This is a genomic window from Devosia sp. T2-14 (genome assembly GCF_055397495.1).
Map to the genome: position 1 here is coordinate 423,388 of NZ_AP027921.1, position 14,494 is coordinate 437,881.

The following is a 14,494-nucleotide window of genomic DNA, read 5'->3' on the forward strand; positions in this document are numbered from 1 at the left end:
AGGCCGATCTTCGTTTCATATCAATGGCCTCTTGCGTTCTGACGGGCCGGTCCAGTCGGCCACCTGCATCAATCCTTCGATATCGAGCACCTCGCAGAACCGGTCGCCCCACCGGATCAGCTCGCGCGCCGCCAGCCGTCGCAAGGTCTTGTTGGTATGAACGATGGAAAGGCCCAGCGTATCGGCCACATGCAACTGCGAAATGGGCAGATGCAGTGCCTTCCCGCCCAGCCCCACCGCCGCCGCCCGATGATGGAGAAAGGCCAGCAGATAGGCCGCTCGCTCGATGGCGGTGCGCCGGCCTAGGCTGAGCAGATGGTCGTCGAGCATGCGCTCTTCCTGAGCGGCGAGCCAGGTCATGTCGAAGCCGAGGCCGGGGTGATTGCGGAACAGCTCGTCGAGGCGGTTGCGCTGGAACACGCACAGCACCAGCGGCGTCAGCGCCTCGACCGAATGCTGCATGTCGCCAATGACCGAGCCCTGCAGGCCCACCAGATCGCCCGGCACGGAGTAATTTAGGATTTGCCGCCGCCCATCGGGAAGCGTCTTATAGCGGAAGGCCCAGCCCGAAAGTACGGTATAGAGGTGGGCGCTGTGACTGCCCTCGAGCAGCAGCGTCGTGCCCGTCTCGGCGACCAGTTCGCCCGTCTTGAAGGAGGAAACAAAGCGCAGTTCGGCAGGCTCGAAGGCACGAAAGCTCGGCAGGGCGCGAAGCGGACATTGCTCGCAGGCGACACGCCGCCCGGACGCTGGAAGATCAAGACTCATCGGCACCACTGACGCTTATGGCTGACTGGAGGGTCGGGAGGGCAACGCCTCCGAACCGATCCCGTTCCCCGACATGTCATAGTTAAATGACATGATCAGACACCTGTCGCATTGGTGGGTAGGATCACCTATGGAAACATCATGCTCAACGGACGGACGACGCTCATCCTTGAGAAAGAGTTCCTGATCGCGCTCGATATCCAGCGCATTCTCGAAGAGCTTGGCGCGGGCCAGACGCTGGTGGTGCGCACGCCCATCGAGGCCGAGCAATTGCGCCACCGCTGGCCCGAAATCGCCCTGGCGGTCGTGGAGACTGACCTCGGCGCCGATGCGGTGATGGATCTTGCCGATGCGCTGATGGCGGCGGGAATCGGGGTGGTGCTGACCACCGCCGACCTGGCGCTGCATCATGGCTATGACGAGCAGCCCAACGTGCCGCTGGTGCTCAAGCCCGTGCCCGAGGAGGACCTGGCGAGCGCCATCAGGCAGGTGCTCGCCAAGCGCAGCTAGAACGAGTGATTGTTGGTCGTCACCTGGGTGGAGACCGCGTCGGGACCGTAATCGGCCTCGCCGGTAATGCTCAGGATGTCCTGCAGCCTGGTGCGGGCCCGGCTGACGCGGCTCTTCATGGTGCCGACGGCACAGGAGCAGATCTCGGCCGCTTCCTCATAGGAAAAGCCCGACGCCCCGATCAGGATCACCGCCTCGCGCTGGTCGTCCGGCAGCTGCGCCAGGGCTTTCTTGAAGTCCTGCATGTCCATCGAGCCATATTGCGAGGGATGTACGGAGAGCCGTTCGGTGAAGGCGCCGTCGGTGTCCTGCACCTCGCGGCCGCGCTTGCGCATCTGGCTGTAGAATTCGTTGCGCAGGATGGTGAACAGCCACGCCTTGATGTTGGTGCCCATCTCGAAGCTGGACTGCTTGGCCCAGGCCTTCATGACGGTGTCCTGCACCAGGTCGTCGGCCTTGTCGTGCTTGCCCGACAGCGACACCGCGAAGGCGCGCAGGCTCGGCAAAGTGGCCAGCATTTCTCGCTTGAAGGAGGTCGGTTCGGCCGTCATGGCATCACTCTCCGCCACGAGCAGCATTTTTCGCCTTTTGCGCCTGCTCGGCGCTGTCGAGCTTTTCCAGCAGGTCAAGAAGTTGGTCAGGCACGCCTTCGTCTTGTACGGCACCGTACAGCGCACGCAGACGCGCGCCGATATCCGTATTCGGACCCAGCCCATCATCTGCCCGCCCCGCCTGCGTCCGCATTCGTTGCTGGGTCACAAGTTTGTCCTTCATCATGCCGTGTCTAGACCGTCATATAGTGTTTGAGATTGCCCGCGGTTCATCGTCATAATGTGCAGCACCGAAAAAAGTTCCGCCAGTATCGGGAACTTTGATTGGATGCGCGTCGTTTCACTTGTTCGTGCAAACCACGGCCTTAAAAGCGTCACTGGGAGTTCAATACATGACTTTGTCCACGCGGATTGCTCCGCACCTGCCGTATCTGCGCAGGTTTTCTCGCGCAGTTACCGGGTCGCAGACCTCCGGCGATGCCTATGTTGCAGCCACTCTGGAAGCCCTGATCGCAGACATCTCCCTGTTTCCCGAAGCGTCGAACGACCGTATTGCACTCTATAAGCTCTTCTCGGCACTGTTCTCCAACTCCGCCGTGACGATCCCCGAGCCCGCCTCCAGCTATGCCTGGGAACAGCGCGCCGCGACCAACCTCGCCAACCTCTCCCCCCGCCCGCGCCAGGCCTTCCTGCTGGTGGCCGTTGAAGGCTTCACCCATAGCCAGGCGGCGGAAATCCTGGGCGTGTCGGAAGGCGACTTCGCCTCGCTGCTTGAGGAAGCCTCGATCGAGATTTCGCGCCAGGTCGCGACCGAGATCATGATCATCGAGGATGAGCCGCTGATCGCAATGGATATCGAGCAGCTGGTTGAAAGCCTCGGCCACAAGGTGGTGAGCGTCGCCCGCACCCATCGCGAGGCCGTCAACCTGTTCGCCCAGACCAAGCCCCGCATGATCCTCGCCGATATCCAGCTCGCCGATGGCAGCTCCGGCATCGACGCCGTCAACGACATCCTCAACAGCCATTCGGTGCCGGTGATCTTCATCACCGCCTTCCCCGAACGCCTGCTGACTGGTGAACGTCCCGAACCCACCTTCCTCGTCACCAAACCGTTCAATCCGGACATGGTGAAGGCCCTGATCAGTCAGGCGCTCTTCTTCGACGAGGGCTCACGGGCCGCCGCTTAACAAGAGGCCGGGGATTTCCCCGGCCTTTTTGTTTGCGGGCAGGAACCGTCGAACAGCAAACACCGTTGTAAGATCAGTAGCTTAATAATGGAGAGCCAGATGCTCTACTATGCACTCGTCTTTTTTGTAATCGCACTCATCGCCGGCGTTCTCGGCTTCGGCGGCATTGCGGGCGCGTCCTCGGGAATTGCGCAGATCCTGTTCTTCCTGTTCCTGGTCTTCCTTGTCATCTCGCTGGTCGTCGGGTTCTTCCGGCGCACATAACTCTGTGGTCTGGCCGCGCCGCTGAGCGCGGTCCTGCCGCGGCGGAGCAGGATTCCGCCACCCACTACCCACACGAGTATGTTATGGCCGCTTCCACACCTGACCGCCATACGTCGACAAGGCTTCGCGCCTTGTCTGCGGCTTTGCATGGCCGAGGTGTCTGTGTGCTGCATCAGGAAGCCAACCACCGCTTCGACGTGGTTGAAAATCCGCCCCCGAGCTGGCCGCGGCAGGACCTGCTCGGGTTGCGGGAAAGCGATGTCCTCCCCGAGCCCATCGCCACCCAGTTCGCGCAGGCGCACGAGCGGTGCCGGGCGACCGGGTCCGAACAGGTGATCGAATTCGAGATGAGCGACGGTCTCAACCGCCGCCATTTCGAGGCGCGCCTGCAGCCCGACGAAACCGGCGTGATCGCCATCGTCACCGACACCACCGACGACCGCGCCCGCGACATGGCCGTGGCGCAATTGCTGCGCGAAGTCAGCCACCGCTCCAAGAACCTGCTCGCCATCGTGCAGTCGGTCGCTATGCAGACCGCCCATCACAGCGGCGATATCCGCGACTTCCTCGACAAGTTCCGGGGCCGGCTGCATGCCCTGTCGAGCACGCAGGACCTGGTCACCGAAAGCGACTGGCGGGGGACCTATCTGCGCTCGCTCGTGGATTCCCAGCTGACCCGTGTCGGCGCCTCGGGACTGGCCAATGTCAGCGTCACCGGCGCCAATCCGCTGCTCGGCCCCAATGCCTCACTGCATATCGGGCTGGCCATTCACGAGCTTGGCGCCAATGCCGTGCTGCATGGCGCGCTGGCCGATGGACGGTCGGGCGAGGTTCGCCTTGATGCGAGCCTGCGAACTGAACCCAATCAGCCCACCGACTTGGTCATCGACTGGCGCGAAACGGGCCTTGATCCCAACCGTATCCCCCACGAACCGCGCTTCGGCACGCTGGTGCTGGAACGCATCGTGCCGCTATCTGTCGGCGGATCTGCTGACTTCAGCGTCGATCGCGACGCAGTCCACTATCGGCTGGTCGTGCCGGCCGATCAGTTCGAGGCCTGATCGGGCAGCATGCTGTCGATCCGTCCGGTCCAGTAATAAGCCGCCAGCCCGATCCATTCCTTGATGGCGATGCTGGCCACCTCGACATTGAACACCAGATTGGCCAGGTCGATGCCAAAGCTGTCATTGCCGGGGCCGCGATAATCGGTCGGCCAAGGCACGACATCCACGCCAACGCGCCGGAACAGCCCCACCGAGCGCGGCATATGGAAAGCGGACGTCACCAGCATGATCGAGCCGTCGACATCGGCCAGCAATTCGGCGCTGAAATCGGCATTTTCATCGGTATTGCGCGACAGGCTCTCCAGCACCAGCCGCTCCGGCTCGATGCCCATGGAGAGGAAGAACCGCTCCGCCGTGACCGCTTCGCTCTCGGTGCCCTGATCGAGAATGCCCACGCCGCCGGTGAACACGATCTTGGCCTCGGGATAGAGCCGTGCCAGCCGGACCGCGTCGGTGAAGCGATCGCCGGCCGCGTTGAGTTCGGCAATGCCGCGCGCCGTGCTGACCCGCGCCGCCGTCGAGCCGCCCAGCACCAGAATAGCCCCGACATCGGCCGGCATCTCGGCCGGGCGCTCGAAGCGCGCTTCCAGCGGCGCGATCAGCACCGCGCCCAGATTGGTGAAGGTAACGAGCCCAAGCACCAGCAGGCCCAGGCTTGCCGCGACGATGCCCAGCCGCCGACGTCCCCACATGGCCAGCGCGATCCCGCACAGTCCGAAGAGGAAGGCGATGCTCAACGGTTGTGCCAGCACCCAGAACACTTTGGAGAATATATAGAACATCGCCCGCCTATTTGAATCCAACAGTATTAGACCGCTTCGCCGTGCATCGGCGAGGTCTCATCCCCAGCCATGGCGGGGGAAAGCATCATTTCCCTTGCTATATCCGCCGCTTTTGCTTTTCTTGGCGGCGGTCAAGGTTGCCAGCCTCATAATAAGGCAATCGCCGGTACGGGAAGGCCCTGCTTTTTGCAGGCTAGGTGAATATGGCGCAAGCAGCCGCTGCGGAAAGAACGCCGGTCGTATCGATCCGCGACTTGCACAAATCATTCGGCGCCAATGAGGTGCTGAAGGGAATTTCGTTCTCGGCCACCGATGGCGAAGTGGTTTCGCTGATTGGTTCGTCCGGCTCCGGCAAATCGACCCTGCTGCGCTGCATCAACATGCTCGAAGTGCCCGATAGCGGCACGGTGGCGATCGATGGTGAGGAAATCCGCCTGCGCGGCACCGCCCCCCACCGCCACATTGCCGACGAAGAACAGATCCGCCACATCCGGTCCGAACTGGGCATGGTGTTCCAGAGCTTCAACCTGTGGGCACACCTGACCGTGCTCGAAAACGTCATGGAAGCGCCCCTTGTCGTGCAGCGCCGGGCCCGGGCCGAAGTCGAGGCCGAAGCGCTCGCCATGCTGGCCAAGGTCGGCATCCGCGAAAAGGCCGATGCCTATCCCAATCAGCTGTCCGGCGGCCAGCAGCAGCGCGCCGCCATCGCGCGCGCACTCTGCATCAATCCCCGCGTCATGCTGTTCGACGAGCCCACTTCGGCGCTCGATCCCGAACTCGAAGTCGAGGTACTGCGCGTCATCAAGGTGCTGGCCGATGAAGGCCGCACGATGATCCTGGTGACCCACGACATGGAATTCGCCCGCTCGGTCAGTGACCGGGTCATCTTTCTCCATCAAGGCCAGATCGAAGAGGAAGGCTCTCCCGAAGAGGTGTTCGGGGCGACCAAATCGGCACGCCTGAGACAATTCCTCAACGCCGCGAGCCACGACTAGCGGCGCTGATGACAAGCCCGGTCGATAACGGGCGGACGACAAGAGCAATCCAAGGAGAAACCTATGAAGAAAGTCATTCTCGCGGCGGCAGCCGTGCTGGCCCTCGGGTCGGCGGTTCAGGCCCAGGAAACCGTGCGCATCGCCACCGAAGGCGCCTATGCCCCCTGGAACTTCCTCAATGACGCAGGCCAGCCTGCCGGTTTTGAGATCGACCTGGGCAACGCCATCTGCGTTCAGGCCAACCTGACCTGCGAGTGGATCATCAACGACTGGGATTCGATCATTCCGAACCTGCTCGCTGGCAACTACGACGTGATCATGGCCGGCATGTCGATCACTGAAGAGCGCCTCGCCACCATCGACTTCACCCAGAACTACTTCCCGCCCGATCCGTCCAAGTATGTGGCGCCCGCTGGTTCGACCCTTGACTTTGCAGCGCTGTCGGGCGCCCGCATCGGCGTCCAGGGCGGCACCATGCAGGCCGGCTATGCTGACGAAAACCTCAGCGCAAACAACACCGTCATCGCCTTCGCCACCGCCGATCAGGCCATGGCCGACCTGGCTGCCGGTAACCTCGACACCATCCTGGCCGACGGCGCCTACCTTGAGCCCATCGTCACCGCTTCGGGCGGCGGCCTCGAATTCTACGGCGACGACGTGATGATCGGCGACGGCGTTGGCGCTGGCGTCCGCAAGGACGACCCGGCCCTCAAGGCCACGCTCAACGACGCCCTGACCGCCCTCAAGAAGGATGGCACCGTCGACAAGCTGATCGCGCAGTGGTTCGAAGGCCACGGCCCGTATTTCGCTGAATAATCTGACTGGTCGGGGTGGGTTCGCTCACCCCGGCCATTTGCTGAAAGGTCTGCCATGCCAGCGTCCATGCTTTTGAAAGCCGCTCCATGACCGACGATATCGCCTTCTGGTTGAGCTATCTCACCAACGGCAAGCACCTGACCTGGTACGCAAGCTTTCAGTTCACGGTGTTCGCAGCCGTGGTCGGCGGCACGCTCGCCGTCGTCTTCGGGCTGATCGGCGCCACCCTCAAGAATTCCCGTTTCTTCCCGCTCCGGCTGATCGGCACGATCTATTCGTCCATCGTGCGCGGCGTGCCCGACGTGCTGTTCTTCCTGTTCTTCCCGCTCGCCTTCGAGCAGGGCGTGGAATGGCTGATCGCCACCCAGGTCTGCTCGCCCGAGGCCATCGCCGCCCAGACTGCCGCCTGGCCGCCCTGCAAGGAAGCCAACTGGTTCCTGGGCACCACCGAATACCTGTTGCTGGCCTCGGTTTCGCTGGGCCTGGTCTATGGCGCCTTTGCCACCAATGTCATCCACGGCGCCCTGCGCTCAGTGCCCCCGGGGCAGCTTGAAGCCGCGCGCGCCTATGGCATGTCGGCCCGCCAGGTGCTCTGGCGCGTCCATATCCGCCAGATGTGGGTCTATGCGCTGCCGGGCCTCTCCAACGTCTGGATGCTGATCGTCAAGGCGACCTCGCTGCTCTCGCTGCTGCAGATCGCCGATATCGTGCTGTGGGCCGACCGCCTCGGCGCCCCCAATTTCCTGCCCGCCGTCGGCCTCGTCCATGAGGACTGGCGCTGGCGCTATTATCTCGTGCTCTTCGTGTTCTACATCCTGGTGACCCTGCTCTCCGAAAAGGCCTTCGAAGCCATCATGCGGCGCGCTGGCCGCGGCATTCTGAGCGAGGCCCGCTGATGGAAACCCTGCTCAACGAGATCGCCATCTTCGCCCCGGCGGTGTGGTTCAATATCTACTTTGCCGTGGCCTCGATCCCGATCGGCTTCGTCTGCGCGGTGTTCCTGGCGCTGGGCAAGGCCTCGTCCAACCCGATCATTTCCCGGCTGAGCCGGGGCTATATCTACGCCTTCCGCGGCTCGCCGCTGTTCATCCAGTTCTTCATGATCTACTCGCTGGCGCTCTCGTTCAACGTGAGCCTCTGGAAGCCGATGGGCATTTCCTGGTTCGTGCTGCATCCGCTGTTCATCGGCCCGCTGGTGCTGACGCTGAATACCGCCGCCTATACTGCCGAAATTTTCTACGGCGCCCTGCGCGCCGTGCCGCGCGGCGAGGTCGAAGCGGCGCGCGCCTATGGCATGAGCCGGGTGCAGCAGTTCCGCCGTATCGTGTGGCCCAACCTGATCCGGCTGGCCTGGCCCGCCTATACCAACGAAGTGGTATTCCTGTTCCACGCCACGGCCATCGTCTATTTCGCGCTGCCGGTGATCGGTCAGCAGAAAGACCTGATGGTCACGGCAAAGGACCTGTTCGAGCGCGACTTCAACGCATTCCTGCATTTCTCGGTCGCCGCGCTTTACTTCCTGGCGGTGTCGCTGGTGGTGTTCTACGTGTTCGGACTGATCTATCAGCGCCTGATGCGGCACATGCCGGCCCCGCCGCGCATGCGCTTCCGTCCCAAATGGCTACGCTAGGACCATCATGAAGATCATCGCCGACCTGTGCATTGTCCCGATGGGCGTCGGCCCGTCGGTCTCGGCCTATATCCGCGAGGTGCGCGACATCATCGATGCCTCGGGCCTCAGCTATGAGATGCATGCCAACGGAACCAATATCGAGGGCGAGATGGCCGACGTCACCGCCACGGTCGAAGCCTGCTGCGAGCGCCTGCACGCGCTTGGTGTCGCCCGCATTTTCTGCACCATGTCGTTCTCGACGCGGAATGACAAAGCCCAAACCATGGCTGACAAACTCGCCAGCCTCGCCTGAGAGATGTTTCGATGACCTTCCAGCTCCACCAGACCGACCTTGCCGGCGACACCCCCGGCACCAGCACGACCCTGTCCTGGTACACGGTTGGCCACGCCGACGCCGCGACCCGCGTGCACCTGCAGGCTGCGCTTCATGCCGACGAACAGCCCGGCACCATGGCGCTGCATCACCTGCTGCCCATGCTGCGCGACGCCGATGCGTCAGGCCAGCTCAAGGCGCATTTCACGATCTTCCCCTCGGTCAATCCGCTGGGGCTGGGCAATATTTCGCTGCGCCACCATATCGGCCGCTATGACATCGAAACCGGGGTCAACTACAATCGCCGCTGGCCCGACCTCTACCCCCAGATCGCCGATGCCATCGCCGGCAAGCTGACCAGCGATCCCGCCGCCAATATCGCCACCATCCGTTCCGCTGTCGCCGCATGGATCGATAGCCAGCGGCCGGCCACCGCCATCCAGAAGCTGCGCCTGCTGGTGCTCAAGTCTGCCGCCGCCTCCGATATCGTGCTCGACCTGCATTGCGACGACGACAGCCTCAAGCACATCTTCACTTCCCCAGAACTGCAGCTGCAGGACCTTGCAGACTGGATGGGCGTCGCCGCAACGCTGACCGCCGAGGATAGCGGCGGAGGCTCGTTCGACGAGGTGCTGCCCAGTCTCTACCGCAAGGCGCGGCTCGCCAATCCCGATCACCCGATCCCGACGGGCGCCGAAACGGCAACGCTGGAATATCGCGGCCAGGCCGACGTGTTCGACGCTATCGGCAAGGATGACGCCAATGGCCTCTTCGGCTTTTTCGCTGGCCGCGGACTCATCACCGCCGCTACGGGGGCCAGGCCCGCCTCCGCCCCTGCCCCGGTGCCGTTTGAAGCCACCGAAGTGCTGCGCGTCGATGCGCCCGGGATCATCGCCTATCGTGTCGAATTGGGTGATCGCGTCACCAAGGGCCAGCCGATTGCCGACCTGATCGCCATGGATGGCCCCGAAGCCTTCCTGGCACGCCGTCCGATCCTGTCGGGCACCGACGGCTTCGTGCTGTCGCGGATTTCGGCAAAATACGTGCGGAGCGGCTCAGGCATTGCCAAGATCGTCGGCACGGACATCCTGCCCACCCGCGCTGGCGCCTATCTGCTGGAAGACTGACGCCCGAAACAAGAAGGGCGACGCTGGTGAGCGCCGCCCTGCAGTCTTAGACCGGACCGGACATGCCCGGGCTCGAACCGCCCGAATAGCCAGGACCCATTGGCGCCTGGAAGCACCCGCCAACGGCGGCCGCCGCGGTCAATGCCAGCAGGATGCCGAGAAACCCAACCCGACGACCCGGCTTTGCGTCTTTATTCGTGGTCAAAACTTGCCTCCTCGATTCCGATGAATGCATGAAGCATAACGCGGCCGGCTCCCGCCGATTTTAGTCTGCGTCTCATCACCCGTTCAGGCGTATCGCCATCCGCACTTTCTGCGGTCAAACCGACAGCATGGCCGCAACCAGCACCGCAATCAGCGGCGCCAGTTCAGCGCCGGGCTGGCGCAGCGGCGGCCAGCCCCAGGACCAGCGATTGCGCGTCCGGCGCGACAGCAGCCGTATGGCCAGGTGCCCGCCGATCCCGATGATCGCACCAAGGCGCAGGCTGACCATGGCCAGCGCCACGGCCGCAACCAGCGTCACGATGGTCCCGGCAATCTCGATGGTCCGCAGATCCACCGGCAGGCGGTGCTCAGGCGCCGCATGACAGCAGTGGGCCGACACGCAGGCCGTCTTGGCGAGCAGGTAGGCAATATTGATCCCGACGCCGAACCCCATCAGCACCGGCAGGCCGTCGCGGCCGAACAGCAGGGCAATCGCCCAAAGCACCAGCGCAAACAGTGCCGCCCCGGTCGTGGCGCCCGACCAGGAGGCCGGCGCCGCCTGCCGTTCACCTGAGAGCGACGCCAGCACGATGCGATAGCCCGTGCCCCCGATGAAACTGGTGCCGAACAGGAAGCCCAGGCCTATGGCCGCCAGCAGCGACCCATTGGGCAGTATCGCCACCGCAATCAGCCCGAAGGCGGCCGACGCCAAGACGGCGCCCCCAAGGCGCAGGGACAGCACTGAAGTGGCTTTAGTCATGGGCTCGATGGCTCCTCACAGCATTGGCAAGCTAGGTCAGCGTTAATGCCGCCGCTTTGCAAAGCGTCTCATTTTCTGAGATCTGTCTCATTGCACCCACTTGCGCATTTTGGGCTTGGCATGTTCCTATTTGTCGTGGGGGCGGACCATGACAGCTACGCATGATGGACTGCGATGGAACTGGTCGGCATCCGGCTGGGCATGGGACCCGGCATTGGGGCCGTGGCGGTCCGAGCATGGCGCCCCAGTCGAACCCGCCCGCATCGATGTCAGCACGGCCGGCGTCGCACCGCGCGAGGCCTATGACTTCTGGCGCAGCGTTGTTTTCTACAATTTCAGCGCGCAGCGGCCCGACGACGACCAGCGCCAGCGTTTCCACGCTACCGGCACCGGCTTCTTCGCGCCAAACGCCTCCATTGGCATCGGCACGAGCGAGGCGATCCGGGGCAGTCGGCACCTCGCGCAGTATCGCGTCGATGGGCTCGATGACATCACCATCGGCTATGTGATGGAAGGCTGCCGCTGGCAGGTCGACGATTCCGGCGAGCATAGCGTCCGAGCTGGCGGCTTCTATGTCTACGACGCCGCTCGCGCCGCAGAGGTCGGCTGGACCCGCGGCGGCGGTGTTTATCTGGCCCTGCCGCGCGACGTGGCCCTGCGCAGCGGCTTCTCGCCAGACCTGACGCCCAACATGCTGGCCCGCCAGATCGCCGCCTCCCCGCTCGCGCCGTTTCTGGCGGCGCAGTTCACCGTGCTCTGGCAGCGCGGACGCGGGCTGGCTGACAGCAGCATCGGTCCGCTGTTTCCGGGTCTCACGGCGCTGGCGCAGGCAACCATGGCCTCACCCGATACGCCCGACAGCGCCGCCATGGAACCGGGACGCTTTGCTGCGGCCTGCCGCTTCATCCGCAGCCATCTCGACGAAGAAGACCTCTCACCCGATCGCATCGCGGCGGCCGTTGGCTGTTCGCGTGCCACGCTGTATCGCCTGTTCGCCGAGCGGGAGTTGCCCATTGCCGGCTATATCAGGGAACTGCGCTTGCAGGGGGCGATGGCGGCGCTCGCCGCCCAGCCCGGCAGCCGGGTCTCGGCGGTGGCGGCGCGGTTCGGGTTCTCTGATCTATCGACATTCAGCCAGGCATTCCGGCGGCGCTTCGACATCAGCCCGCGCGACGTCGGCCGCTAGCTGGCCGCCAGCGTCCCGGACAGCCTAGCCTCGGCTTCGGCCTTGACCGCCGGGGCTTTCGGCAGCACCTGCGTCAGCAGGTAATGCGGCAGGTCGATATTGTCGAGCGGCCGGGAGAAGTAGAACCCTTGCAGCTGGTGGCAGGCAATCTCGGACAGGAACTCGGCCTGTGCCTGTGTTTCGACGCCCTCGGCGGTGATCTTGAGCTTGAGCGTTTTGCCCAGCGAGGCAATGGCCTTGAGAATGTCGCGCGCCACTTCATCGCCGCTGGAGGCATCGATGAAGGAACGATCGATCTTGATCTTGTCGAAGGGGAACTTCAGCAGATAGCTCAGGCTCGAATAGCCGGTGCCGAAATCATCCATGGCGATGGTGACGCCCAAAGCTCGAATTTCGCCGAGCTTTTCGACCACCTCCTCCGGAGTCTCCATCAGCAGGCCCTCAGTGATCTCGATCTCCAGCCGATGCGCCTCCAACCCCGATACGGCCAGCGCCCGCCGCACCACCGTGGCAATGTCGGAGCGCCGGAAATGCTTGGCGGACAGGTTCACTGCTACCGTAAGATGGTCGGGCCAGTTGGCGGCGGCGGTACAGGCCTCGATGATGGTCCAGTCCCCGATATCGACGATCAGGTTGGACTGCTCGGCAATGGGAATGAACTCCGCAGGCGCCACCAATCCCCGTATGGGGTGGTTCCAGCGGATCAGTGCCTCAAACCCGAGCGGCTGCGCATCGATCGATGAAACCAGCGGCTGATAATAGAGCACCAGTTCCTGATTGCTGATCGCTTCACCTAGCTCTACCTCAAGCAGGCGGCGCTCGCGCGCCTCCGAATCCATCTGGCTTTCAAAGAACCGGAACACCGAACGCCCATCGGCCTTGGCGCGATAAAGCGCCAGGTCCGCATTGCGCAGGATCTGGTCGGGCCTCGTGCCGTTCATCGGGGCGATGGCGATGCCGATGCTCACCCCAATATGGATCTGTTCGCCATCGATCGCGCAGGGCCGCTTGATTTCCTCGATCACCCGCGCCGCCAGAGCGCCGACCTTGTCGGCATTGCTGTCATTGGGCAAGATGATGGCGAATTCGTCCCCGCCCAGCCGCGCCGCCAGATCGGTGTCGCGCACCATAGCATGGATGCGCTTGGCTACCTGCACCAGCAGCTTGTCGCCTACCAGATGGCCCCGGCCATCATTGACCGACTTGAACTGGTCGAGATCGAGGAACATCAGCGAGAACGGCGCGCCATAGCGCTCCAGCCGGGCCACGCAGCTATTGAGATGTTCGGTGAACTTGGTGCGGTTCAGTAGGCCCGTCATCGGATCATGATGGGCCAGCATGGTGATGCGTCGCTCGGCAATCTTGCGCTCTGTGATGTCCGATCCGGTGCCGATGTAGCCCAGATATTTCCCGGCTTCGTCGAAGGCCGGCTTACCGGTCAGGCTCCACCAGCACTCCCGGCCATCAGCCGTGACGCAGAGCACGACGTCATGAATGGTCCGCCCCGCCGCAACATCTTCCTCGACATGGGCCATCAGCGGATCATTGGGCGGGGTGATGCAGCGCAGGAAATGCACGAAATCGGCGCCCAGCAATTCCTGCTCATCGACGCCCGTCGCGGCCGTGAACCCGGCCGACATGCGGTTGATCGCGCCATCAGCATCAAAGCCCCAAATCCAGTCCGAACTGCTCTGCTCGAATTCGCGCAGCAGCAGGGCGATGATCTCGCGCTTCTCCTTGACCTGGCTCTCGGAGGCCCGATGCGCCACGAAGGCCGCAGCATGCTTGAGGGTGATCACCACCATGATCAGCACAAAACCCATCAGCAACGCGCTGTGCACCCAGAAGTCCGGGGTAGATTTGAGGCTCAGTATCGTGCCGAAGGCCCCCACGATCAGCGGAATGGCGAAGGCCGCCAGCGCCTGCGGATAGTTGATCAGCGAGACCATGGCGATGCACAGCAAGCCACCGACCCCGACCGCCGCTGCGCTGCGCAGCGTACCATTGCCATCCATCGGCAGCACATTGAGCATCACGCCCCAGAGCAGGCCGAGCAGCAGCGCATAGAGCACCACCCGCGTCGCCGACATGCGTGGCGACCCGGCGCTGGCATCCTGTGATGAGCGGACGAAGAGATAGGCATTGTGCAGTCCGATCAGCGCGATCGCGCAGGAGCTGGCCAGCACCGGTCCGAAATGCGGCGTTTGCCAGCAAAGTACAAGAAACATGCCAGAAACCATCAAGCATGCTGCAAGCATTGCCGGGGCGAGCTGGCCTACCGAACCCAGCTGCTGGCGTAGTAGTTTATCCCGGACAGCCGGTGGCAGGCCGTCC

The 14,494-nt window shown here is 63.4% G+C and carries 18 protein-coding genes; 11 read left to right on the plus strand and 7 right to left on the minus strand.

Annotated elements, in window-relative coordinates:
• Positions 1-15: 15 nt before the first annotated feature.
• Positions 16-768 (minus strand): Crp/Fnr family transcriptional regulator, encoded by a 753-nt coding sequence (locus ACZ5WT_RS02100; protein ID WP_464285737.1) that lies wholly within the window; start codon positions 766-768, stop codon positions 16-18.
• 141 nt (positions 769-909) lie between these two features.
• On the opposite strand from ACZ5WT_RS02100, the gene ACZ5WT_RS02105 reads away from it, so the two are divergent.
• A complete protein-coding gene (locus ACZ5WT_RS02105) occupies positions 910-1,278 on the plus strand; it encodes a response regulator (protein WP_464285738.1) in 369 nt (122 codons plus the stop codon).
• On the opposite strand, the gene ACZ5WT_RS02110 is transcribed toward ACZ5WT_RS02105, so the two are convergent.
• Together ACZ5WT_RS02110 and ACZ5WT_RS02115 are read right to left on the minus strand one after the other, a co-directional pair.
• The gene (locus tag ACZ5WT_RS02110; RefSeq protein WP_464285739.1) at positions 1,275-1,829 is read right to left on the minus strand and encodes an RNA polymerase sigma factor; all 555 of its coding nucleotides are present in this window, start codon (positions 1,827-1,829) and stop codon (positions 1,275-1,277) included. The two genes, ACZ5WT_RS02105 and ACZ5WT_RS02110, sit on opposite strands and share 4 nt — an antisense overlap.
• A 4-nt stretch (positions 1,830-1,833) precedes the next feature.
• Positions 1,834-2,055, minus strand: coding sequence for a NepR family anti-sigma factor (locus ACZ5WT_RS02115; protein WP_464285740.1), 222 nt, complete (start codon positions 2,053-2,055; stop codon positions 1,834-1,836).
• 166 nt (positions 2,056-2,221) lie between these two features.
• On the opposite strand from ACZ5WT_RS02115, the gene ACZ5WT_RS02120 reads away from it, so the two are divergent.
• The 3 genes from ACZ5WT_RS02120 to ACZ5WT_RS02130 all read left to right on the plus strand — a co-directional run bounded on the left by ACZ5WT_RS02120 (position 2,222) and on the right by ACZ5WT_RS02130 (position 4,341).
• Positions 2,222-3,016 (plus strand): response regulator, encoded by a 795-nt coding sequence (locus tag ACZ5WT_RS02120; RefSeq protein WP_464285741.1) that lies wholly within the window; start codon positions 2,222-2,224, stop codon positions 3,014-3,016.
• A gap of 99 nt (positions 3,017-3,115) precedes the next feature.
• The gene (locus tag ACZ5WT_RS02125; protein WP_464285742.1) at positions 3,116-3,280 is read left to right on the plus strand and encodes a DUF1328 domain-containing protein; all 165 of its coding nucleotides are present in this window, start codon (positions 3,116-3,118) and stop codon (positions 3,278-3,280) included.
• A 164-nt stretch (positions 3,281-3,444) separates the two neighbouring features.
• On the plus strand, positions 3,445-4,341 hold the full coding sequence (locus tag ACZ5WT_RS02130) for a sensor histidine kinase (protein WP_464285743.1): 897 nt from the start codon (positions 3,445-3,447) through the stop codon (positions 4,339-4,341).
• Here ACZ5WT_RS02130 and ACZ5WT_RS02135 read toward each other — a convergent pair.
• Positions 4,326-5,126, minus strand: a complete 801-nt coding sequence (locus ACZ5WT_RS02135) for a YdcF family protein (RefSeq protein WP_464285744.1) — start codon at positions 5,124-5,126, stop codon at positions 4,326-4,328. The genes ACZ5WT_RS02130 and ACZ5WT_RS02135 overlap by 16 nt on opposite strands.
• Positions 5,127-5,329: 203 nt before the next feature.
• Here ACZ5WT_RS02135 and ACZ5WT_RS02140 point away from each other — a divergent pair, with 203 nt between their 5' ends.
• The 6 genes from ACZ5WT_RS02140 (at position 5,330) to ACZ5WT_RS02165 (ending at position 10,010) form a co-directional block, all read left to right on the plus strand.
• The gene (locus tag ACZ5WT_RS02140; protein WP_464285745.1) at positions 5,330-6,121 is read left to right on the plus strand and encodes an ABC transporter ATP-binding protein; all 792 of its coding nucleotides are present in this window, start codon (positions 5,330-5,332) and stop codon (positions 6,119-6,121) included.
• Between the two features lie 63 nt (positions 6,122-6,184).
• Positions 6,185-6,937: a transporter substrate-binding domain-containing protein gene (locus ACZ5WT_RS02145; protein ID WP_464285746.1), complete on the plus strand. Its 753-nt coding sequence runs from the start codon at positions 6,185-6,187 to the stop codon at positions 6,935-6,937.
• Between the two features lie 86 nt (positions 6,938-7,023).
• The gene (locus ACZ5WT_RS02150) at positions 7,024-7,833 is read left to right on the plus strand and encodes an ABC transporter permease subunit (protein ID WP_464285747.1); all 810 of its coding nucleotides are present in this window, start codon (positions 7,024-7,026) and stop codon (positions 7,831-7,833) included.
• On the plus strand, positions 7,833-8,567 hold the full coding sequence (locus tag ACZ5WT_RS02155) for an ABC transporter permease (RefSeq protein ID WP_464285748.1): 735 nt from the start codon (positions 7,833-7,835) through the stop codon (positions 8,565-8,567). The genes ACZ5WT_RS02150 and ACZ5WT_RS02155 overlap by 1 nt, the downstream gene beginning before the upstream one ends.
• Before the next feature lie 7 nt (positions 8,568-8,574).
• A complete protein-coding gene (locus tag ACZ5WT_RS02160; RefSeq protein WP_464285749.1) occupies positions 8,575-8,862 on the plus strand; it encodes an MTH1187 family thiamine-binding protein in 288 nt (95 codons plus the stop codon).
• Between the two features lie 11 nt (positions 8,863-8,873).
• Complete coding sequence (locus ACZ5WT_RS02165) at positions 8,874-10,010, plus strand: succinylglutamate desuccinylase/aspartoacylase family protein (RefSeq protein WP_464285750.1); 1,137 nt, start codon at positions 8,874-8,876, stop codon at positions 10,008-10,010.
• Positions 10,011-10,056: 46 nt separating this feature from the next.
• On the opposite strand, the gene ACZ5WT_RS02170 is transcribed toward ACZ5WT_RS02165, so the two are convergent.
• Positions 10,057-10,215, minus strand: coding sequence for a hypothetical protein (locus ACZ5WT_RS02170; protein WP_464285751.1), 159 nt, complete (start codon positions 10,213-10,215; stop codon positions 10,057-10,059).
• A gap of 114 nt (positions 10,216-10,329) precedes the next feature.
• Complete coding sequence (locus ACZ5WT_RS02175; protein ID WP_464285752.1) at positions 10,330-10,974, minus strand: hypothetical protein; 645 nt, start codon at positions 10,972-10,974, stop codon at positions 10,330-10,332.
• 148 nt (positions 10,975-11,122) lie between these two features.
• On the opposite strand from ACZ5WT_RS02175, the gene ACZ5WT_RS02180 reads away from it, so the two are divergent.
• Positions 11,123-12,160 (plus strand): helix-turn-helix domain-containing protein, encoded by a 1,038-nt coding sequence (locus tag ACZ5WT_RS02180; protein WP_464285753.1) that lies wholly within the window; start codon positions 11,123-11,125, stop codon positions 12,158-12,160.
• On the opposite strand, the gene ACZ5WT_RS02185 is transcribed toward ACZ5WT_RS02180, so the two are convergent.
• Complete coding sequence (locus tag ACZ5WT_RS02185) at positions 12,157-14,388, minus strand: putative bifunctional diguanylate cyclase/phosphodiesterase (RefSeq protein WP_464285754.1); 2,232 nt, start codon at positions 14,386-14,388, stop codon at positions 12,157-12,159. The two genes, ACZ5WT_RS02180 and ACZ5WT_RS02185, sit on opposite strands and share 4 nt — an antisense overlap.
• Between the last annotated feature and the right edge of the window lie 106 nt (positions 14,389-14,494).